This is a genomic window from Parasphingopyxis sp. (assembly GCF_028279465.1).
Taxonomy (GTDB): Bacteria; Pseudomonadota; Alphaproteobacteria; order Sphingomonadales; family Sphingomonadaceae; genus Parasphingopyxis.
The window spans coordinates 483,812-502,979 of the sequence record NZ_JANQNS010000015.1 but is presented as its reverse complement, the minus strand read 5'-3'; the positions used below and the strand labels follow the sequence as shown (position 1 = coordinate 502,979).

The window sequence follows — 19,168 nt, the reverse complement described above, 5'->3', positions numbered from 1 at the left end:
TCGCCCTGCCAAAGCATGTGCGGCATGGCAAGCGGCTTTCGCGCCGCACCGCTCCTCTATTGTGATGCGCGGGCCCGGTCGGCCGCGGCTATGATATCGGCAGCGCGCACCGCGGTAACGCCGTGCCGGGCGAGCAGTTCGAACACCCCATCCCACCAGGCGTAAAAGGCCTTCAGATCGGCCGCATCGCGGACATAGGGCGTATGGCCAGGCACCACCGAGGGTGAATGGTATGAGAGGCCAATGATCGGCGCGCCATCTTCAACGAGCCGCTTGACGGCGTCGAGCGCGAGATTGAGCGGATAATCCTCCGGCGTCAGCGAAACGCGCTGCAGCAGCCGCGTACGCGCGAGAAAGGTCCGCCAGAGCGCCAGTTTTTCGCCCCACGCGAACAGGGAGGCGCCAAAACCGCGCAGTGGGCCAACAAATGTCGAGGTCAGCGGCAGTTCGAGCAAAGTGCGTTTCGGGCCGGCCCAAAAGGCGTTCGTGCGGAACCGCGAAAAATCCGGGCCGCCCTCCTCCGAATAGTTGAAGAGCGCGCGCGCGGACGTATCCAGGCGATACCCCTCGGCTTCCAGCAAGGCCGCGCTTTGCTCGCCAATACCGTAGCGGCCGGCACGATACAGAACCGGGCGTTCGCCGATCCGGTCCGCTATTCGTTCGGTCAGGCGTTTCAGTTTTTCCCGCTGAAGGTCTATCGGAAGATTACCTGTAAAGCTCGTCGGACCGGACACTTCTTCTTCGAATGGCGGATTGACCCAGGGATGTAATTGCGTGCCGATTTCGCAGCCGTCGCGTGCATGCATTTCGGCGATGATCGCCGCGCTGCGATCATTATCGACGATCGGATAATCGACCATATAGGCCGGTAATGCGCCCGCCTCGCGGAAAAAACGCTGCGCCTCGGGCAGCCCTTCCATCGCGGTCACCGCGACATTGTCGCGGCTCAGCGGCTGCTCCCAGTCGAATTCCTCTTCGGTATCGACGAATATCACATAATGCGGGCCGAAATCGTCGGGAAGCGGCGCATAGGCACGGGGGTCTGCCGGTCGGTCTATGCGGCCGACCCGGCGGTCGGCATCGCCGCGTGCGGCGCTCCGCCGATCCCCGTTATGCCTATCTGCCCCGTTCACCCGGCAAGGCGCTAGCATCATTTACGGGCAAGTGCAGGACAAATCTCTGCGGTTCGATATCGAGCCGTCCGTCCACTTCCCGCGCGATGTTGCGGACGAGGCGCAGCGCGAAACCAAGGCCCAATGCCGGCGCATCGGGCCAGTCACCGTCCGGCGAATAACCCGGATCGAGCAGTTCGGCCTCACTTTGTCCGGTCAGCAATGCGGGTCGGTCGAACGCGACGATCACATCGCCATCGCTTCCGTCCCGCACGCACGCAACGTCGATCGTTTCGCCCGCACCCGCAAGGCCAACCGTCGAAGAGAGCAGCCTTTCCACCATCCGCTCTATCGCGATCGGATCGGCGTCTAGCGCCGGCAAACCATGCTCAATCTGCACCGCGAGATCGACATCGCGCGACCGGGCTTGATCGACATAGACATCGTGGAGGCGCTGGAGAATCGATGCGACATCGACGCGTTCCGAAGACAGCGCCAGGCGATCCGTCTCGGCCCGGGCGGCGGTGTCGATATCGTCGATCGATTGGAGCAAACGACCCGCCTCGCGCGCAATGTCGCCCGCCCGCTCGCGATAGAGGGTGGACACCGGACCCAGCAGTTGTCCGTCGATCATCTCGGCAAATCCGATAATCGCATTCAGCGGCGTGCGCAGTTCATGAATGAGTTGGCGCAAGGAATCGGGCTCAAGACTCGAGCCGAAGAGCCCGGTCCGCTCGGCATCGCCACTTGTTGCTTCTTCGTCGCGGCGCGGTCGGCGCGCCATGCCCCGGTACCCCGCGAAACGCCCGTCATCCTCTCCGAAAAAGGGTACGGCCGAAATCCGCCACGCTCCCGCGGCAGGCCCCTCCCCCGCCACCATAAGGCGCGCGTCGCGGAACGGCGCGCGCTGGCGAAAAGCGCCAGCAGCATGTCCATCGACACCGAACTCTAACGCATCCGCGCTGAAAGCGATGGTCTGACCGATCAGCGGACCGCGTGGCGCGCCCTCAACCCAGCGGATAACGCCGTCCGGCCCGGCCTCGAAACGGAACTCGGCAACCTGGTCCGCCGATAGAGGCTGTTCGAATTCGGCATCGCGTGTTTTTCGGAACGCCTCGATCCGTTCGACAAGCGTGCGAATCTGTTCGACATTTCCCTGCACGGCACTCTGCTTGGACACATCGGGGATCGCGTCGGAAGGGTCGAGTCCGAGAATATCGGCGTCTGTATCCGGCGCCTCGATCGACTGATTTTCGAGGATCATGTCCGATGCACCGAATCGGTCGAGCGCATCGCGCACTTCGGAGCTGAGATCGCGCCGGTGCCGTAATAGCGCACGTGAGCTGGCCCGCATCTGCGGCAACAGGTCGAGCAGATCCTCATCGTCCACAGACGCGCCTAATATGACGGGCCGGGCGATTTCCGCCTCTTCTTCGGCGAAATGCGCATAGAGCCAGGCCGGAAGCTGGCGCCCAGACAAGGATTGGGCGGCTTCCAGCTTAATCTCCGCCGGGACGTCGATCTGCCATTCGTCGAGCTTGGCGAAGGCATGCACATGATCGGGGTCAAGCGCGACATCCTCGCGTTGCGCCAGGACATCAACAAGCTGCCGCCAAGCCGATATGCGCGCAACCGGTGTATCGGCCGGCTGCGCCATGACGGTCGCCAACATGTCGTCAAATCGCATTCATAACCCCGCTTCGGGCACCGCGAGCCGCCCTTGCTACTGGGTTTCGCGATAGCCGGGTAAAATGGTTAACGGAACCCGGCTTTTTCATCTGTGCGATACTGGCACAATTGCTTTTTCGGGACATATAATTATAACGAATAGTGGTTTCACGAAGGATTTGACTATGAAGTCTGCATCCCCCGCTCTCGACGACATCGATCGGCTGATCCTCGCAACTTTGCAGGACGAGGGGCGCATCACAAACGTCGAGTTGGCCCGCCGCGCCGGACTGACCGCGCCGCCTTGCCTGCGACGTGTGCGCGCGCTTGAGGATAGCGGTGCGATCAAAAGCTATCATGCCCGTCTCGATGAGCGGACATTGGGTTATGGCATAACCGTATTTGCGATGGTCAGCCTGAAAAGTCAGGCGGAAGACGATCTGCGCGCCTTCGAGGAACGGATCGCCACGCTTCCGCTTGTGCGCGAATGCCATATGCTCAACGGCGAAATCGACTTTATCCTTAAGATCGTCGCGCGCGACCTTCAGCATTTCCAGGATTTCCTGACATCGAGCCTCACCACCCTTCCCAATGTGGAGAGCGTGAAGACGTCGCTGACGATCCGGACCGCCAAGGCGCTGCCCGGTGTTCCGGTCGATATGGCGGAATAGCGGCGGCTAGCCGTTCGGCGTCGCTGCCGGAGCCTGAGCCGGAACGGGTTGTATTCGACCCGCATAAGCCCGCCACAGGCGCGCAACCCCCGCGCGTGGGCCGACAACCTGATCGAGCGCAGCAACCGCTCCAGCGCCATCCCCGCTGCGCGCCAGCGCGATACCGAGCCGTAGTGCAGCCAATTCCGTATCGACAGAGCCCTTTTCTATTGCCGCGCGGTAAAGCGGCGCGGCCGCCGCATATTCGCCAAGCGACATATAGCCGTCCGCCGCCGCCATAGCGCTCTCGCCGGCTGCCGCGCTCATCGCCGCCTCAGCCCGTCTTGGAAGCGCACTGCGCAAACTCTGCGCGGCACGCGTAGTGCCACGATCGAGCGCAGCGATCTCGGCATTGCGACCATCGAGAATGCTTGCAGCCCGCCCGGCCTGGACGATCCGCTCGATCTCGGCCGGTAATTCCCGGCCATGCGCGACTTGTGCATAATCGCGATAATCAAACTCGCCGGTCAGCGCGCCGGCCGCATCCTGAAGGCGCCACAAATCGAGCGCTGCTTCCGGATCAGCCGGATAGGCAGAGCGATGCTGCACGATCACGTCGCGCCAGTTGCGTTGAGTAGGATGCTCGGCGACCAGCGCCTGGCCAAAACTGACGACGCGCGCCGTATCGTTGGCCTCTTGGGCAAAATGGATGGCGCGCCGATACCAGTCGACCGGGATCCGCATGCCCGCAGTGCGATGGATCGCAAAGGCGCGCTCGACAAGCGTGATCGCACCGGCATGATCGCCGCGTTCGTTCGTCAGGCTGGCCATAGCGACGAATACCCTCGGGTTCGTCGTGCCGCGATCGATCGCCGCCTGCAGATCGGTCCGCGCCGCCTCCGCATTTTGCGCGTGAAAGGATATCCGGGCGCGGTGATAGTAGAGTTCGGCGCCTTGCTCGGCCGATAGCAATGGGCTGGCCAGCAGCGTGTTGATCGCGGCGACCTGCGCTGCCGTGTTGAACGTGCGGTTCGCCACGTCCAGTTGCAACGTCGCGATCAGATACCGGTCGCCCTCCGTGCGGGCGGCAGCAGAAGCTTGGGACAGATATCCCGAGGCAGCCGGGAAATTGCTCTGGCCGATTGCTGTTTGCGCCTGTTGGGCGGCCCGCCGCACATCGCGAGTCAAATCGTAATCGACCGCCGCATTCTGCGCCAGAAGCGGCGCGCCAGAGGGCATGACCGCCAATATCGTTCCCGCAACCGCCAGTCCGATCAGTTTTTTCACTACGCCCACCTCGATTTTCCCGCGTTTCCCATGCGCATAAAGAAATGGGGACGGCGATACCATCTCGCCGTCCCCAAATTTTTTCCGCTTGTCCTGCCTCTCGCCCTATTCGGCGCTCGCAGGTTCTGCGGCCGCAGTTGCTGCCGAACCGCCCGCCTGCTCATCCAGCCATTGGAGCCAAAAAGCCGCATGCGGAGCCCGATCGCCGGTCACGGCCTCGAACTCGGCGCGTGCCGCATCCATCTGGCCCATAGAGTAGAGCAGAGCACCCTTGCGCAAATGCACCGTACCAGCATCGACACCGCCTTTTTCGAGCGCGATATCGTAGAGTTCGAGCGCTTTCGTATTGTCGCCGTAAGACGCATAGGCGTCGGCCGTATTCAACGCGACCCGGCCCGCGGCTGAGCTGCGCGCCTGCGCTTCAGACTCGGCAAGGCCTGCCTGATCTCCCGGAATGGCTGCAGCCAGTTCGCTCGCCGTTTCCTGATCGGCCTGGATCGCACCGCCCGCAAGAGCCGCCTGATACACATCCTGCGCCTCGCGCGGCAGGCCACGCAATGCGGCAAGCCGGACATATTCGTTCACCAAATTAGCGTCCAAACCGTTCGTCGCCCGCATCAGGCGCAGGACATCGAGATTGGCCTGCTCTTCGAGCCTGCCAGCGGTTTGCAAGACGCGCAAAACCTCGTTCCAATTCTGCGGCGACGGGTGCGACTGCAGAAATGCCGTGCCGAACTCGACGACGCGGGCAACATCGTTCGTCTCATAGGCGTTACGAAATGGTACCGTGTGCCAGCTCGACGGAATTTCCTGCCCCGCCGCGCGCAGCGATTCGAACGCCGCACTGGCGCTTGCATAGCCCGCTGCATCATTATCGACGCGGAAATGCGCAAGCGCAGACTGGATATGCGCGTCCGCATTATCGGGATCGTAGCGCAGCACATTCTGATAGGCTTCTATCGCCCCGGCCGAATCATCGGCGCTGTTCGCCGCGTTGCCGATGGCCAGCCAGTAGACAGGTCGCTGCTCGACGCCAACGCGATTGCTTTCAAGACCGAGCCGCAGTCCCGGGATTTGCGCTGCCTGCACCTGCTCCGCCGTGCCGCCCGCATTCTGGATGCGCGCCGCCATCTGCAGCATGAGCTGCCCGAGAATAAACCGGTCATCGTTATTCTGGATCATCGGTACCGCGCCCTGCAACTGGGTAAGCAGTGCCGCCGTATCCGGCATAGCCTCTTCTGACTCCAGTGCCGTTTGCACGGCCACGACAACCGCGCGAACCTCGTCGGAAATTTCGCCCGGATCGAATTCTTCCGGCTCTTCTGCCTGCATCGCGACGGCCGGCGCTGTAGCGACGACGGAAGCACCGCCGAAAACCAGTGCGGCGGCCAGACCCATTGTGGAAACCCGTTTCATGGAATTGCTTCTCCTAATATCTTTCTTGTGCCCCATATGAACCGTTCGGTAGCCTGCTACTAACGGATGAGCCGGAGAACAAGTTACGTTGGATGAACCGGTTTTGCCTGTTGGCGACTGAACATCGGTTGAACTGCTGGTTTTCAATAGAAAAACCCGCTTTGACGATGGCGGTATGAAACGTTAACCGGGCCGTATGCTAACACTTATCTCCCCTGCCAAGTCGCTTGATTTCGACAGCGACATCCGTCCGATCGATTCTACCGAGGCGCGTCTGCCGGACGAAACCGAACGCCTGGTCTCGGCCGCATCGAACCTGACCAAGAAAAAGCTCAAGCAAATCATGCCGGTATCGGATAAGCTTATTGAGCTGAACTATGGCCGGTACAAGGATTTCTGGGATCAGCCCGAGCGCGCGGCGATCTTCGCCTTTTCGGGCGATGTTTACACCGGATTCGAAGCAAGATCGCTCGACGATGAGGGAATTCGCTTCGCGCAGGATCATGTGCGCATCCTGTCGGGACTATATGGCCTACTGAGGCCGCTCGATGCGATCCGGCCGTATCGCCTGGAGATGGGCACCAAATGGGCGCCGCGCTACAAAAAACTGACCGATTTCTGGGGCGACAAGATCGCGGATCTGCTCGCCAAGGATCTGGAAGCCGACGGTTCGGGCGTCATCGTCAATCTCGCCAGCAAGGAATATTGGGCAGCGGTCGAAAATTCGCGCACGACGCAGGCCGCCCGGGTGATCACCATCGACTTTCGCGAAGACGGCCCGAACGGGCTCCGCTTCAACAGTTTCGAAGCCAAGCGCGCGCGGGGCATGATGGCCCGCTATATGTGCGAAAACCGACTGGAAGACCCCGAAGCGCTGAAAGACTTCGACAGCGACGGTTATCGATATACGCAAGAGGGCTCGGACGAGAATAGCTGGCGCTTCATCCGGCGATGACGGGCAGCGCGATTGTTATCGGCGCGTCCGGCGGAATCGGACGCGCGCTCGCCGATGCGCTCGAAACCGAAGGCAAGCATGCCCGGATTATCCGCCTCTCTCGGTCGGGTGGGCCTGATGGCGCGATCGATATCCAAGATGAAGCGAGCATTGCTGCCGCTGCTGAAGGCTTGGCTGATACCCCTCCCCCGTCGCTGATCTTCGTCGCCACCGGCATTTTGCATGATGGGCCGGCAGGACCGGAAAAAACCATGCGCGAGCTCGACGCGGCATGGCTGTCCCGGAATTTCGCGGTGAACACGATCGGGCCGGTGCTCGTCGCCAAGCATTTTCTGCCGCTCATGCCCAAGAGCGAGCCGGCGACCTTCGCCGCGCTATCGGCACGCGTCGGCAGCATTTCGGATAATCGGCTTGGCGGCTGGTATGGCTATCGCGCGTCCAAGGCAGCACTTAACATGATGATCCGCAACCTCGCCATCGAGCATAGGCGCAAGAATGATCGCGCGATCATCGTCGGCCTGCACCCCGGGACTGTCGACACGCCGCTGAGCGAACCGTTTCAGCGCAACGTACCGGCGAAACAGCTGTTCGATCCCGAGCGCGCGGCGCTGCAGCTACTCGATGTGCTCGACGGGTTGAAGCCCTCCGATAGCGGCCATATCTTTGCCTGGGACGGCGAGGAAATCGCGCCCTGACGCACCCGGCCGCAATTGTGGATAAATCGGGCTTTCGGCTCGCCTAATTCCCGCAGTTTTGCTAGGCTTTTCACAGATATTTCACAACGGAAAGTGACGCTTTGAGCGACGACCAGACGACCATGGCGAACCCGTCGGACATCAGCCCGATCAACATCGTCGACGAGATGAAGTCGAGCTATCTCGACTATGCGATGTCGGTGATCGTGGCGCGCGCCCTGCCCGACGTTCGGGACGGCCTGAAGCCCGTGCATCGCCGCATCCTCTATGCCTGTCAGGAAGGCGGATTCGTCGCCGGTCGACCCTATCGCAAGTCGGCGAAGATAGTCGGCGATGTGATGGGCAACTACCACCCGCATGGCGACAGTGCGATCTACGATGCGCTCGCCCGGATGACGCAGGACTGGTCATTGCGCGTGCCGCTTGTCGACGGTCAGGGCAATTTCGGCTCGATGGACCCCGATCCGCCCGCCTCGATGCGCTACACCGAGGCGCGGCTCAACAAGGTCGCGATGACGCTGCTCGACGATCTCGACAAGGATACGGTCGATTTCATCCCGAACTATGATGGTTCGACCGAAGAGCCTCAGGTTCTACCGGCGCGCTTCCCCAACATCCTCGTCAATGGCGCGGGCGGCATTGCGGTCGGCATGGCGACCAATATCCCACCGCATAATCTCGGCGAGGTGCTCGACGCCTGCCGCGCCTTTATCGACAATCCGGCGATCACCAATGCCGAGCTGATGGAGATCGTGCCGGCGCCCGACTTCCCGACCGCGCCGCTGATCCTAGGCCGCTCGGGCGCGCGGGCAGCATATGAGACAGGCCGCGGCTCGATCATCATGCGGTCTCGCCACGAGATCGAGGAAAAGGCCGGCGACAAACGCGCCATCATACTGACCGCTATTCCCTATCAGGTCGGCAAGTCGGCGCTGGTCGAGAAGATCGCCGAGGCCGCCAAGGACGAACGGATCGAGGGCGTTTCAGACATACGTGACGAATCGAACCGCGACGGCGTGCGCGTTGTCATCGAGCTGAAAAAGAGCGCAACGCCCGATGTCGTACTCAATCAGCTCTGGCGCCACACGCCCGCACAATCGAGCTTCCCGGCGAACATGCTAGCGATCCGGGGCGGGCGGCCGGAAACGCTGACGCTGCGCGATATCATCCAGGCCTTTATCCAGTTCCGCGAAGAGGTCATCACGCGGCGCTCCAAATATGAGCTCCTGAAAGCGCGCGAGCGCGCGCATCTGTTGCTCGGCCTTGTCGTCGCCGTCACCAATCTCGACGAGGTGGTGCGGATAATCCGCGGATCGGCGAACCCGGCCGAGGCCCGCGCCGCTCTGCTCGCGCGCGAATGGCCGATCGCCGAAATCCGGCCTTATATCCAGCTAGTTGAAGCCGTAGAAACGGCAATCGAGGGCGATACATACAAGCTTTCCGACGCACAGGTCCGCGCGATCCTCGAATTGCGTCTCCATCGGCTGACGGCGCTTGGCCGCGACGAGATCGGCGCGGAGCTCAAGGAGCTGGCCGAAAAGATCGCCGAGCTGCTCGATATTCTCGGCGACCGCGCGAAGCTCTACGCTGTCATGCGCGCCGAATTCGACGAGATCAGCGAGCAATATGCAACGCCGCGCGTCTCCGAGATCACGGCCGGCGATTTCGATATCGAGGACGAGGACCTGATCGCCCGCGAAGAGATGGTCGTGACCGTCACCCATTCGGGCTATATCAAGCGCACGCCTCTGGCGACCTTCCGCGCGCAGCGCCGCGGCGGCAAGGGCCGGGCCGGCATGGCGACGAAGGAAGAGGATGTCGTCACCCGGCTGTTCGTCACCTCGACGCACACGCCCGTGCTCTTCTTCTCGAACAAGGGACAAGTCTACCGGATGAAGGTCTGGAAACTGCCCGAGGGCGGACCACAGACCAAGGGCCGGCCGATGCAGAACCTGCTGCCGCTGGCCGAGGACGAGTTCATCCGCACGGTCCTCCCACTGCCGGAAGACGAGGCCGAATGGGCGAGCCTGCATGTGATGTTCGCCACAGCGCAAGGCAGCGTGCGGCGTAATTCGATGGATGCGTTCGAGAATATCCCGTCGAACGGCAAGATCGCCATGCGCTTTACCGAGGATAGCGAAGACAAGCTGATCGGTGTTGCTTTGCTGCAGGAGAGCGACGATGTGCTGCTCGCAACGCGCAACGGCAAGGCGATCCGCTTCTCCGCCACCGATGTCCGCGCCTTTGCGAGCCGCACTGCCATCGGCGTGCGCGGTGTTACGCTCAAGGACGACGATGCGGTTATCTCGCTCTCGGTAATGGGTGCGACGGGCACCGAGATCGAGGAGCGCGACGCCTATCTGAAGGCCGCGCCCTGGAAGGATAACGATAACGAACCCGAACTGCAGCCCGAAATCATGGACAAGATGATCGCGGCCGAAGAGTTTATCCTCACAGTCTGCGCGAATGGCTATGGCAAGCGGTCTAGCGCCTATGAGTATCGCCTGACCAAGCGCGGCGGCCAGGGCGTCGTCAATATCGACAACATCAAGCGCAACGGCAAAGTCGTGGCGAGCTTTCCGGCGAGCAACGACAGCCAGGTCATGCTGATCACCGATCAGGGCAAGCTCATCCGGATGAATGTCAGCGATGTCCGCGTCATGGGCCGCAGCACGGCGGGCGTGACGCTGCTTGACGTCGCCGAGGGGGAGAAGGTGGTCGGCGTCGCGCTGATCGACGAAGAGGAAGCTCCGGAGGATGCGGCAGAGGAAGCCGTGGCGGCGGAGATGGGCGGCGAGAGCAAGGAATAAATACCGCGCTTTATCCAATACCGTTAGGGCTGAGCCTGTCGAAGCCCGTTTCTCCGCCGATAGACGTCCTTCGACAAGCTCAGGACTAACGGTATAGGGTGTGGCATGCGCATCGACATTACGCCTTCCAGCCAAACCTGCGGCGCCACAATCACCGGCATCGACCTGTCGCAGCCGTTATCCGACACCATCATCGCTGGTATCCGCGCCGCCTGGCTCGAACATCATGTCCTGAGCTTCCCCGACCAGACGCTCAGCGACGACGATCTCGAACGGTTCACGCTCTATTTCGGGCCGTTCGGAGACGATCCCTTCATCGCGCCGATACCGGGCCGCGAGCATGTGATCGCTATCCAGCGCGACGCCGCCGAGACCGCGCCGCTGTTCGCTGAGAACTGGCATACCGACTGGAGTTTCCAGGAACATCCGCCCGCCGGCACCTGTCTCTTCGGTATCACGATCCCGCCATCGGGCGGCGATACGCTGTTCGCGAACCAGCATGCCGCACTCGATGCGATGCCGGACGAGCTGCGCGCCCGGCTGAATGGCAAGCAGGCAGTCCATTCTGCGAAGAATGCCTATGCACCCGAAGGCATGTACGGCGAAAAGGATGAAGGCCGGTCGATGGATATTCGCCCCTCCGAGGAGGCGAAGGAGACCCGGCTTCATCCGATCATCCGCAATCACCCCGAAACCGGACGGCCCGGCATTTTCGGAACGGTCGGCTATATCGCCGGGATCGACGGCATGGACGAAGGCGAAGCGCTGCCCCTGCTGATGGAGCTATATGCGTGGCAGACGCAGGACCAGTTCGTCTATCGCCACAAATGGGCACCGGGCATGCTGGTCATGTGGGACAATCGCTCGGTCCTGCACAAGGCGACCGGTGGTTATGAGGGCCATGACAGGCTGCTGCACCGGACGACCATCGGCGCCTATCGGCCGAGTTAAGGGCCGCTGATTACTGCGCGCGGTCTGCCGCGAGCGTACGCACCACGCCAATCGCGATCATCGCCTGCCCGGTGAAATAGAGCGGCCAGATCAAGAGGTCTGGAATCAGGGAATTCGCCAGCGGCCCCATCCGCGCGAAGATCAGCAGATCGGAGATGACGAACAGCAGAGCGCCGATGCCCGTCAGATAACGTGAAAAGCGGCTGAGCCAGGCGAGCGCCGCCATAAAGGCCAGCGGCGTTGCATAGAGCGCGATATCGGTGGCCATGCTTCTGTCGCCCGGCAGCATCCAGGATATCCAGATAACCGCAGGGACGAGCAGCACCGCCAGCGCCTTCTGGCTCAGGCTCGTCTCTGCACGGCGATTGCGGAAGAAGAGCGTAATCGCGATCAGATGCCCGACCATGAACGCCGCGCCTCCCTCAAACATGCCCAAGGCCTCGATCGCGATATCGCCGGTCGCGCCAAACCCCAAAACCCAAGCGATCAGCCAGCCATCGACACTGCGGGCCTGCATCGCCGCCCAAATCGCTAGCAGGCCGACGCCCACCCCTTTCCAAGCGATAAGCAGCGCGGAGGGCTCCATAAATTGCGCGGCCAGATAGTAGCTGAGGCCCGCAAACAGCGCGAGCAGCAGGACGAGACCGCCCGCTTTTGCGGATGATTCTTCTGTCATGCTGTCCTACGGCCCCCTATTCGCGCTATGATGTTGTAACAATCGATCAGGGTGGCGCAAGGCAACCCGATCAACCCTGGGAACTTAGCGAACTCAAGACAATGAGCGACTACCAAATCCACATCATCGGCGGAGGGCTCGCCGGATCGGAAGCTGCTTGGCAGCTCGCCGAACAGGGCGTGAAGGTCCGTCTTTCCGAAATGCGCGGCGCCTCTGTTAAAAATGGGGGCGACATGACGCCGGCGCATCAGACGGACGGGCTGGCGGAGCTCGTCTGTTCGAACAGTTTCCGATCCGACGATGCCGAACGCAATGCGGTCGGGTTGCTGCATCAGGAGATGCGCGATCTCGGCTCGCTGATCATGCGTTGCGGCGATACACACAAAGTGCCGGCCGGATCGGCGCTCGCCGTGGATCGTGATGGTTTTTCGGATGCGGTGACGCAGGCGCTGGCTGAGCATCCCAATATCGAGATCGTCCGCGAACGGATCGACAGCCTGCCCGAGAGCGGCCTGACCATCGTCGCGACCGGGCCGCTGACCGCCCTCTCACTGGCCGAGAGTATTGGCGCGGCGACCGGTGATGATGCGCTCGCTTTTTTCGATGCCATCGCGCCAATCGTCCACAGGGACAGCATCGATATGGATATCGCCTGGATGGCCTCGCGCTGGGGTAAGGGCGAGAGCGACGATGGCGATTATATCAACTGCCCGATGGACAGGGACCAGTATCTGGCTTTCCATCAAGGCCTGATCGATGGCGAGAAGACCGAGTTTCGGGACTGGGAAAAGGATACGCCCTATTTCGAGGGCTGCATGCCGATCGAGGTGATGGCCGAGCGCGGCGTCGATACGCTGCGCTATGGGCCGATGAAGCCGGTCGGGCTCGATAATCCGCACATGGCGACGCCCGAGTTCCCAGACGGTCGCTGGCCCTATGCGGTCGTGCAGCTTCGGCAGGATAATGCGCTGGGCACGCTATGGAATATGGTCGGCTTTCAGACGAAGCTCAAATATGGCGCACAGGTCGAGTTACTCCGGACGATACCGGGGCTCGAAAAGGCCGAATTCGCGCGGCTTGGCGGACTGCATCGCAACACCTTCATCAATTCGCCCAAGCTGCTCGACAGCCAGATGCGCCTGAAGAGCGCACCGCATATCCGGTTCGCCGGACAGATCACGGGCTGCGAAGGCTATGTCGAAAGCTCAGCCGTCGGCCTGATGGTGGGGCGCTTTGCGGCAGCGGAACTGCGGGGCGAAACATTGCCCTCTCCGCCGCCGGAAACCGCCCTGGGTGCGCTGATTGGCCATATCACGGGCGGCGCGGATGCGCGCGACTATCAGCCGATGAACATCAATTTCGGCCTGTTTCCCCCGCTCGCCGAGCGTGTCCACAAGAAACAGCGCAAGGAAGCGATGACGGCGCGGGCGCGGGCCGCCATGGCGGAGTGGCGCGGCGATATGGAGCGTAAGGCCGCCTAGTTTTCGGTGAGGCCTGCCTCGGCCAGTACCAGCATTAGCCCGCGCATCGTACAGAGCGGAACGTTGCCGTCATCCTCCCAATATTCGTCGAGTGAATGGGCGCGTTGGCTGTTCCCGCACCGGGAGATGGTAATGGCCGGAATGCCGAGGGAAATCGGGATATTGGAATCGGTTGACGACGCAACAAAACTGGGCCGGATGCCCTCGGCCGCGTAGAGAATGCCCGCACGCCGGACCAGCGACGTATTGAGACTGCCGCGACCCGCCGGGCGGCGGCCGATGGACTCAATCTCGACGGTCAGCAATTCGCCACCACCGCGCACCGCATTCTCGGCCTCCAAACCATCAGCCATGGCCTGGTGGAACGCCGCATCCAGTGCCTCGATCTTCGCGGGATCGCCCGAGCGCATATCGACTTCGAACCAGCTTTCAAACGCAATCGAGTTGACCGATGTTCCCCCGCCTGTCCGGCCGATACTGTAGCTGGATCGCGGTCCCTCCTGCGTAATCGGGTGGGCGGCGTTAATGAAGCGTGTGATCGCGCGCGCGGCCGCATGATGTGGGTTGGCGTCGCCGAAATTGCCCCAGCTATGCCCACCCGGGCCGTTGAATGTCACACGATAGCGGTTCGACCCCACGGCGCTGGTCACGAGCCGCGTTTCATTTCCGCCGTCGATCGCGATGAAAGAATCGGGACGATCGGCCCCTTCGCGAAACAAGTGCCGCACGCCGCGCAGATCGCCGAGCCCTTCCTCGCCGATATTGCCGACCAGAATAACGTCACCGTCTGTCTGGATATCGGCTTCCGCGATCGCCGATGCGAACTGCAGCAGCATGATGGCGCCGCGCGTATTGTCGCCGATGCCCGGTGCCGTGTAGCGGTTGCCCTCGATCCGCACCGTGACATCGGTTTCGATCGGAAACACCGTATCGAGATGCGCCGCGACCATCACCGATCGGCCATCACCCGTACCTGCGCGGGTTGCCACGACATTGCCGACTGCGTCGATCACCACCTCGCCAAAGCCCGTCTCCCGCATCATCTCGGCAAAGACGACTGCCCGCGCTTCCTCGCCGAACGGTGGCGCGGGCACCTCGTTGAGCGTCACCATATCGGCCAACCGAGATTCGTGGGTCCCGGCGATATGCGCATAGGCCGCCACGATCCGCGGATCCTCACGCATGGAAGCGATCTCAGCCTCATGATCGATTGAGGCGAATCCTGCAGAATCTTGCGCGGCCACAGCCGTGGAGACGGGAAGCGCGACCAGCGCGGCGATCGATAAGAGGCCTGTGTGCATCAGCGGACTGTTCCGTCCGCAGCCGGTCGCGTCAACTCAACAATTACAGCGCGAGCGGGAAGAGGAGGATGAAGAGCGCCGTTGCCGCGTCGTTGCAAACTCTTCCGGTGTGAGCGTGCCAGACCCATCGGCATCGGCACCGGCGAAGCGCTCGCTCGTCCGCACCGCCCATTCTTCGAATGTCAGATAATTGTCGCCGTTCGTGTCGAGCTGGCGAAAACTATTCGTCCGGCTGCTCATCATCTCGACCCGTGTAATGATGCCGTCGCGGTCCCGGTCATAGCGGCCGAAGCGGCGCTGCTCGCGGGTGAGTTCCGTGGCTTCGGGCGGCGGCGGGCCCATGCCGGCGGGCTCGGGCGCCTCCATCGGATCGGGGGACTCGACAGCCGGCGGGGGTGGCGCAGGCGGCGGCGGTTCATCCTGCCGCGCGACCGTCTCCCAGATAAACAGTCCAGCGGCGATCAACAGCATCGCCGAAACAGCGCCTGCAATATATCGCCCCATTTGTCGTCCTCCCGACCTCCATGTCTAACGCCTTCGGTTCAGCAGACCAATATCGTTTAGCGGCCCGTCAGCCGATGCCATGCCATACGGGCGACGCGACTTGGAGCGCCCTGACTTCGCTCGCTCGCTCGAGCGTCGCGATCCGCCAGCACGGCCAATGCACCCAGCGCACGTAAAGGTCGCGCCCATCGCCGACTTTCCGCTCCGGCGAGCACATCTCGGGCCTTGGAGCGGGCCAGATCGCTTATCCCGGGATCGCTGATACGATAGGCAAGATCGGTGAGCGCCCATCCCCTGCCCTGCGCCTCTATCCATGGCGGCACGTCATCGGTCAGTAGCTGGGCGGATAGCCTGAACAACCTGCTCCCGCGCTCATTCGCGAAACGATCCAACTCCGCATCGCCCAGCGGCTCCTGCAGCAGGGCGTGCCAGCCTTCGGCCATTGCGCCCCATTCGCCGCCACTCTCGGCGAGCACGCCTTTGACATGTTCGAGCAAGGGTTCGGCGCGGTCTTCGTTCGCCGCTGTTGTCAGCGCTTCCCGCCACCAGAGGAGGCGCATCTCGCCGATAGTCGGATCGGTCGTTCCGGCAACGATTCCACCGAACTTCTCGTCGACAAGCCATAGAGCCCGCAGATGGTCGCGGGCAGGCCGCCGTGCATAGCTCAGCGCGAGTTCGCGTTCGGGGTCGGCAAGACGTTCCACGATGATCTCGTTCCTAGAGCGGCCAGCGGTCATGGCAAAGATTGCGTTAACCCTGCCCGGTGAGGTCCGCTTAAGTTTGTCCGTTCATAAGCCACCCGAATGGGTGAGATGCGCCCGATGCGCGTTCCACCCGTCAGAGATCGTAATGCCGAAAAAAGGCAGGGGAAAGATATGCTTAAGTCGTCGAAAGAGAATGGGTCGCGCCGATTCGCTGGCGTCGTTTCTTTTCTGTCGTGTCTGCGGACCGACGCGCGCGGCAACACCTTGGCCATGGCCGCCGCGGCGCTCGTGCCGATCGCGGGCATGATCGGTTCCGGCCTCGATATGAGCCGCGCCTATATGGCGCAGGCCAAGCTGCAAAATGCATGCGACGCCGCGGCTCTGGCGGCGCGACGTTCGATGTCCGGCACGGTCTTCGACGCGGACGTACGGGACGAAGGCGAACGGTTTTTCGACTTCAACTTTCCATCGACCACAATGAACGCACAGAATGTTACGCGGACCGTTTCGCGTAACAATACCGACCGGTCGATCATCGAAGTTGCGGCCAGCGCGGACATACCGACATCGGTTATGGGGCTGTTCGGCAAGGACACGATCGGGATCAGCGTGTCGTGCAACGCCGACCAGGACTTCGGCAATAACGACATCATGGTCGTGCTCGACGTTACCGGCTCGATGAACAGCGCACCGAGCGGCGGTGGCGCATCGAAAATCAGCCGGTTGAGAACAGGCGCGATGGGCCTTTACCGGGCGCTTGACGGCACGCCCAATACGCGGACGCGATACGGGTTCGTACCCTATTCCATGAACGTGAATGTCGGCGGCATTCTGCGGACGCGGGATATCTTGCGGAGGAGCTTCTATCCGCAGGATCCCGATGGAGACGGCACTGAGGAATATATCGGCGTCGACATCAACGCCACCGAGTGGTTCAGTGAAGGCGCAAACAAGAGTCAGCGCATCCGCGCTTGGCGCGAAAGCGGCAGCGCCTGTGTCGAGGAACGCCCAACGATCGGCAATTCCTATAACAATGGCGATTTCGACATTAGCCTGACCGTAACCCAAGACGATATCGACCTGATCGCGCAACGCGGCAACGACGTCGACCGCCAATATGGCCGCTGGGATCCGGACGAGAACGACTATGATGACGATGGCTATTGCCCGGCGCCGGCCTCGCGTTTGTCCGTCTATGGCAATGAAACGGCCTATCAGACCGCGGTCAACGACGCGACAGCGATCGTCAATGGTAACACTTATCACGACCTCGGCCTGATCTGGGCCGCCCGGCTCTTGTCGTCGACCGGCATAAACGCGTCGCGCAACCCAACCATGTATAATGGAATTCCGGTTTCCAAACATATCGTCTTCCTGACCGACGGTGACCTTGTGCCGACCGGCAATGATTACACCGGTTATGGCAACTGGAATTTCAACAATCGCCTCACCGGTACCGGCGGCCAGGAAAGCCGGCATATCGCGCGTTTCCTCTCGGCGTGCAGCGCGGCCAAGAATATGGGCATGACGATCTGGATCATCGCCTTCGACAATGTCGATACGGATGAAGTCGAACCCTGCGCCACAAGTTCCGGCCACTTCTTCATCACCGACGGCACGGATCTCGAAGACGTGTTCGAACGGATCGGCGCAGGCATCGGCCGCTTGAGGTTGACCCAATGAGGATTGGCAAGACCTTATCGCGCAGGCTTTCCCGCGACGAACGCGGCATGGCGGCGACCGAGTTCGGTTTGCTGGTCGTCCCCCTGATGATCGTGCTGCTCGGCGCCTTCGACCTCGGCTATCAAAGCTATGTCCGGGCGCAGCTTCAGGGCGTGCTCAACGATGTCGCGCGCACTGCGGTCGTCGAGACACCTGATTTCAGCGGCTATGCGGGCAGCACGACCGAGGAGCGTATCGAAAACGCCATCAAGGATCGCGTGAACAATATCGCGCGCAACGCGACGTTCACGATCGAGCAGACGAGCTTCTACGAGTTTTCCGGCGTCGGCAATGCGGAGAAGCTGCTGACCGATCATAACGATAATGGCGAGTATGACGCCGGAGATTGCTTTGAAGACATCAACCGAAACGGTGCTTTCGACGTCGATGCCGGTGCGGCCGGTCAGGGCGGCGCCGACGATGTCGTTTTCTACGAGGTAACCGTTACGATGCCGCGGATCGTTCCGATGGCCAGCCTGATCGGCATATCGGACAACTATACGATCAATGCCCGTACGGCAGTCCGCAACCAGCCCTATGACGACCAGAATCCGCCACCAACGGTGTGTGTCTAATGACCAGCAGAAAGTTCATCAAACGGATCGCCGCCTATCGCCGGCTGAAGAAGGACAGCAAGGGCATCGCTCTTGTTGAATTCGCCTTCTCGCTGCCGATCGTGCTCGCACTGATTTTCGGCGGGCTGGAAACGGCCAATTTTGCGCTCGCGCATCTGCGCGTCAGCCAGATCGCGATGACCGTCGCGGATAATGCCGGTCGTGTCGATACGGCGATAGACGAAGCCAATATTTACGAGGTGTTCGCGGGCGCAGGTCTCGTCGGCCAAGCGATCGATTTCGAGCCGAATGGCCGGGTCGTCCTCTCCTCGCTGCAGCCGAACAACCAGACCGGCGCGAACGAAGGCCAGATGATCAATTGGCAACGCTGCATGGGTCAGCTGACCTCGGTGACGCCGTCCTATGGACTCGAAGGCAAGGGCCGTACCAATGCAACTCTCGCCAATGGTATGGGACCCGCAGGCAGCGAAATTGCGGCAGCCGACGGAACGGCCGTGATGTTCGTCGAAGTGACGTACGAATATCAGCCGCTAATCCCGAACATGAATATCCTCGGTTCGCGGCAGATCCGCTACGAAAGCGCATTCAACGTGCGCGACCGGACCAATCAGGACATTTCGAACACGCAATCGCTGACGGTCAACAGCTGCTGACGTCTCGA

17 protein-coding genes are annotated in these 19,168 nt (G+C 61.7%); 9 read left to right on the top strand and 8 right to left on the bottom strand.

What is annotated here, in order from left to right; all coding sequences use genetic code 11:
• Window positions 1-56: 56 nt before the first annotated feature.
• On the bottom strand, window positions 57-1,133 hold the full coding sequence (locus Q0974_RS11995; RefSeq protein WP_299327882.1) for a polysaccharide deacetylase family protein: 1,077 nt from the start codon (window positions 1,131-1,133) through the stop codon (window positions 57-59).
• The gene (locus tag Q0974_RS11990; protein WP_299327880.1) at window positions 1,117-2,799 is read right to left on the bottom strand and encodes a HAMP domain-containing sensor histidine kinase; all 1,683 of its coding nucleotides are present in this window, start codon (window positions 2,797-2,799) and stop codon (window positions 1,117-1,119) included. The genes Q0974_RS11995 and Q0974_RS11990 overlap by 17 nt, the downstream gene beginning before the upstream one ends.
• Window positions 2,800-2,965: 166 nt before the next feature.
• On the opposite strand from Q0974_RS11990, the gene Q0974_RS11985 reads away from it, so the two are divergent.
• On the top strand, window positions 2,966-3,451 hold the full coding sequence (locus Q0974_RS11985) for an Lrp/AsnC family transcriptional regulator (RefSeq protein WP_299327879.1): 486 nt from the start codon (window positions 2,966-2,968) through the stop codon (window positions 3,449-3,451).
• Between the two features lie 6 nt (window positions 3,452-3,457).
• Here the strand turns inward: Q0974_RS11985 and Q0974_RS11980 are convergent, their stop codons facing one another.
• Both Q0974_RS11980 and Q0974_RS11975 read right to left on the bottom strand, forming a co-directional pair.
• Window positions 3,458-4,717 (bottom strand): hypothetical protein, encoded by a 1,260-nt coding sequence (locus Q0974_RS11980; RefSeq protein WP_299327877.1) that lies wholly within the window; start codon window positions 4,715-4,717, stop codon window positions 3,458-3,460.
• Window positions 4,718-4,822: 105 nt separating this feature from the next.
• Window positions 4,823-6,133 (bottom strand): hypothetical protein, encoded by a 1,311-nt coding sequence (locus tag Q0974_RS11975; protein WP_299327875.1) that lies wholly within the window; start codon window positions 6,131-6,133, stop codon window positions 4,823-4,825.
• 196 nt (window positions 6,134-6,329) lie between these two features.
• Between Q0974_RS11975 and yaaA the strand changes: the two genes are divergently transcribed.
• The 4 genes from yaaA (at window position 6,330) to Q0974_RS11955 (ending at window position 11,544) form a co-directional block, all read left to right on the top strand.
• Entirely contained in the window at window positions 6,330-7,088 is a 759-nt protein-coding gene (yaaA, locus tag Q0974_RS11970) for a peroxide stress protein YaaA (RefSeq protein ID WP_299327873.1), read from the top strand.
• Window positions 7,085-7,783 carry an SDR family NAD(P)-dependent oxidoreductase gene (locus Q0974_RS11965; protein WP_299327871.1) on the top strand — a complete coding sequence of 233 codons (699 nt, stop codon included), beginning with the start codon at window positions 7,085-7,087 and terminating at the stop codon, window positions 7,781-7,783. Before yaaA ends, Q0974_RS11965 begins: the two co-directional genes overlap by 4 nt.
• Window positions 7,784-7,905: 122 nt before the next feature.
• Window positions 7,906-10,593: a DNA gyrase subunit A gene (gene gyrA / locus Q0974_RS11960; protein ID WP_299328515.1), complete on the top strand. Its 2,688-nt coding sequence runs from the start codon at window positions 7,906-7,908 to the stop codon at window positions 10,591-10,593.
• Between the two features lie 105 nt (window positions 10,594-10,698).
• Entirely contained in the window at window positions 10,699-11,544 is an 846-nt protein-coding gene (locus Q0974_RS11955; RefSeq protein WP_299327869.1) for a TauD/TfdA family dioxygenase, read from the top strand.
• 10 nt (window positions 11,545-11,554) lie between these two features.
• Here the strand turns inward: Q0974_RS11955 and Q0974_RS11950 are convergent, their stop codons facing one another.
• On the bottom strand, window positions 11,555-12,220 hold the full coding sequence (locus Q0974_RS11950) for a lysoplasmalogenase (RefSeq protein ID WP_299327867.1): 666 nt from the start codon (window positions 12,218-12,220) through the stop codon (window positions 11,555-11,557).
• A 101-nt stretch (window positions 12,221-12,321) separates the two neighbouring features.
• On the opposite strand from Q0974_RS11950, the gene trmFO reads away from it, so the two are divergent.
• Window positions 12,322-13,701, top strand: a complete 1,380-nt coding sequence (gene trmFO, locus Q0974_RS11945) for a methylenetetrahydrofolate--tRNA-(uracil(54)-C(5))-methyltransferase (FADH(2)-oxidizing) TrmFO (RefSeq protein WP_299327865.1) — start codon at window positions 12,322-12,324, stop codon at window positions 13,699-13,701.
• Here the strand turns inward: trmFO and Q0974_RS11940 are convergent.
• The 3 genes from Q0974_RS11940 to Q0974_RS11930 form a co-directional block, all read right to left on the bottom strand.
• Complete coding sequence (locus Q0974_RS11940) at window positions 13,698-14,885, bottom strand: M20/M25/M40 family metallo-hydrolase (RefSeq protein ID WP_299327863.1); 1,188 nt, start codon at window positions 14,883-14,885, stop codon at window positions 13,698-13,700. The genes trmFO and Q0974_RS11940 overlap by 4 nt on opposite strands.
• A gap of 153 nt (window positions 14,886-15,038) precedes the next feature.
• The gene (locus Q0974_RS11935; protein WP_299327861.1) at window positions 15,039-15,506 is read right to left on the bottom strand and encodes an EF-hand domain-containing protein; all 468 of its coding nucleotides are present in this window, start codon (window positions 15,504-15,506) and stop codon (window positions 15,039-15,041) included.
• Between the two features lie 56 nt (window positions 15,507-15,562).
• Window positions 15,563-16,210 (bottom strand): squalene/phytoene synthase family protein, encoded by a 648-nt coding sequence (locus Q0974_RS11930; protein ID WP_299327859.1) that lies wholly within the window; start codon window positions 16,208-16,210, stop codon window positions 15,563-15,565.
• Between the two features lie 99 nt (window positions 16,211-16,309).
• On the opposite strand from Q0974_RS11930, the gene Q0974_RS11925 reads away from it, so the two are divergent.
• From Q0974_RS11925 to Q0974_RS11915, 3 genes are read left to right on the top strand one after another with little or no spacing between them, the layout of a single operon-like run.
• Window positions 16,310-17,893, top strand: a complete 1,584-nt coding sequence (locus Q0974_RS11925) for a pilus assembly protein TadG-related protein (RefSeq protein ID WP_366943597.1) — start codon at window positions 16,310-16,312, stop codon at window positions 17,891-17,893.
• On the top strand, window positions 17,890-18,507 hold the full coding sequence (locus Q0974_RS11920) for a TadE/TadG family type IV pilus assembly protein (protein WP_299327854.1): 618 nt from the start codon (window positions 17,890-17,892) through the stop codon (window positions 18,505-18,507). The genes Q0974_RS11925 and Q0974_RS11920 overlap by 4 nt, the downstream gene beginning before the upstream one ends.
• Window positions 18,507-19,160, top strand: a complete 654-nt coding sequence (locus Q0974_RS11915; RefSeq protein ID WP_299327852.1) for a TadE family protein — start codon at window positions 18,507-18,509, stop codon at window positions 19,158-19,160. The genes Q0974_RS11920 and Q0974_RS11915 overlap by 1 nt, the downstream gene beginning before the upstream one ends.
• Window positions 19,161-19,168: the final 8 nt, after the last annotated feature.

Excerpts from the sequence above, each read along its gene's own strand:
- Q0974_RS11990 (WP_299327880.1), bottom strand. The coding sequence starts at position 2,799 with ATGCGATTTGACGACATGTTGGCGACCGTCATGGCGCAGCCGGCCGAT.
- Q0974_RS11985 (WP_299327879.1), top strand. The coding sequence starts at position 2,966 with ATGAAGTCTGCATCCCCCGCTCTCGACGACATCGATCGGCTGATCCTC.
- Q0974_RS11975 (WP_299327875.1), bottom strand. The coding sequence starts at position 6,133 with ATGAAACGGGTTTCCACAATGGGTCTGGCCGCCGCACTGGTTTTCGGC.
- yaaA (WP_299327873.1), top strand. The coding sequence starts at position 6,330 with ATGCTAACACTTATCTCCCCTGCCAAGTCGCTTGATTTCGACAGCGAC.
- Q0974_RS11965 (WP_299327871.1), top strand. The coding sequence starts at position 7,085 with ATGACGGGCAGCGCGATTGTTATCGGCGCGTCCGGCGGAATCGGACGC.
- gyrA (WP_299328515.1), top strand. The coding sequence starts at position 7,906 with ATGGCGAACCCGTCGGACATCAGCCCGATCAACATCGTCGACGAGATG.
- Q0974_RS11955 (WP_299327869.1), top strand. The coding sequence starts at position 10,699 with ATGCGCATCGACATTACGCCTTCCAGCCAAACCTGCGGCGCCACAATC.
- Q0974_RS11950 (WP_299327867.1), bottom strand. The coding sequence starts at position 12,220 with ATGACAGAAGAATCATCCGCAAAAGCGGGCGGTCTCGTCCTGCTGCTC.
- trmFO (WP_299327865.1), top strand. The coding sequence starts at position 12,322 with ATGAGCGACTACCAAATCCACATCATCGGCGGAGGGCTCGCCGGATCG.
- Q0974_RS11940 (WP_299327863.1), bottom strand. The coding sequence starts at position 14,885 with ATGCGTGAGGATCCGCGGATCGTGGCGGCCTATGCGCATATCGCCGGG.
- Q0974_RS11935 (WP_299327861.1), bottom strand. The coding sequence starts at position 15,506 with ATGGGGCGATATATTGCAGGCGCTGTTTCGGCGATGCTGTTGATCGCC.
- Q0974_RS11925 (WP_366943597.1), top strand. The coding sequence starts at position 16,310 with ATGGGTGAGATGCGCCCGATGCGCGTTCCACCCGTCAGAGATCGTAAT.
- Q0974_RS11920 (WP_299327854.1), top strand. The coding sequence starts at position 17,890 with ATGAGGATTGGCAAGACCTTATCGCGCAGGCTTTCCCGCGACGAACGC.
- Q0974_RS11915 (WP_299327852.1), top strand. The coding sequence starts at position 18,507 with ATGACCAGCAGAAAGTTCATCAAACGGATCGCCGCCTATCGCCGGCTG.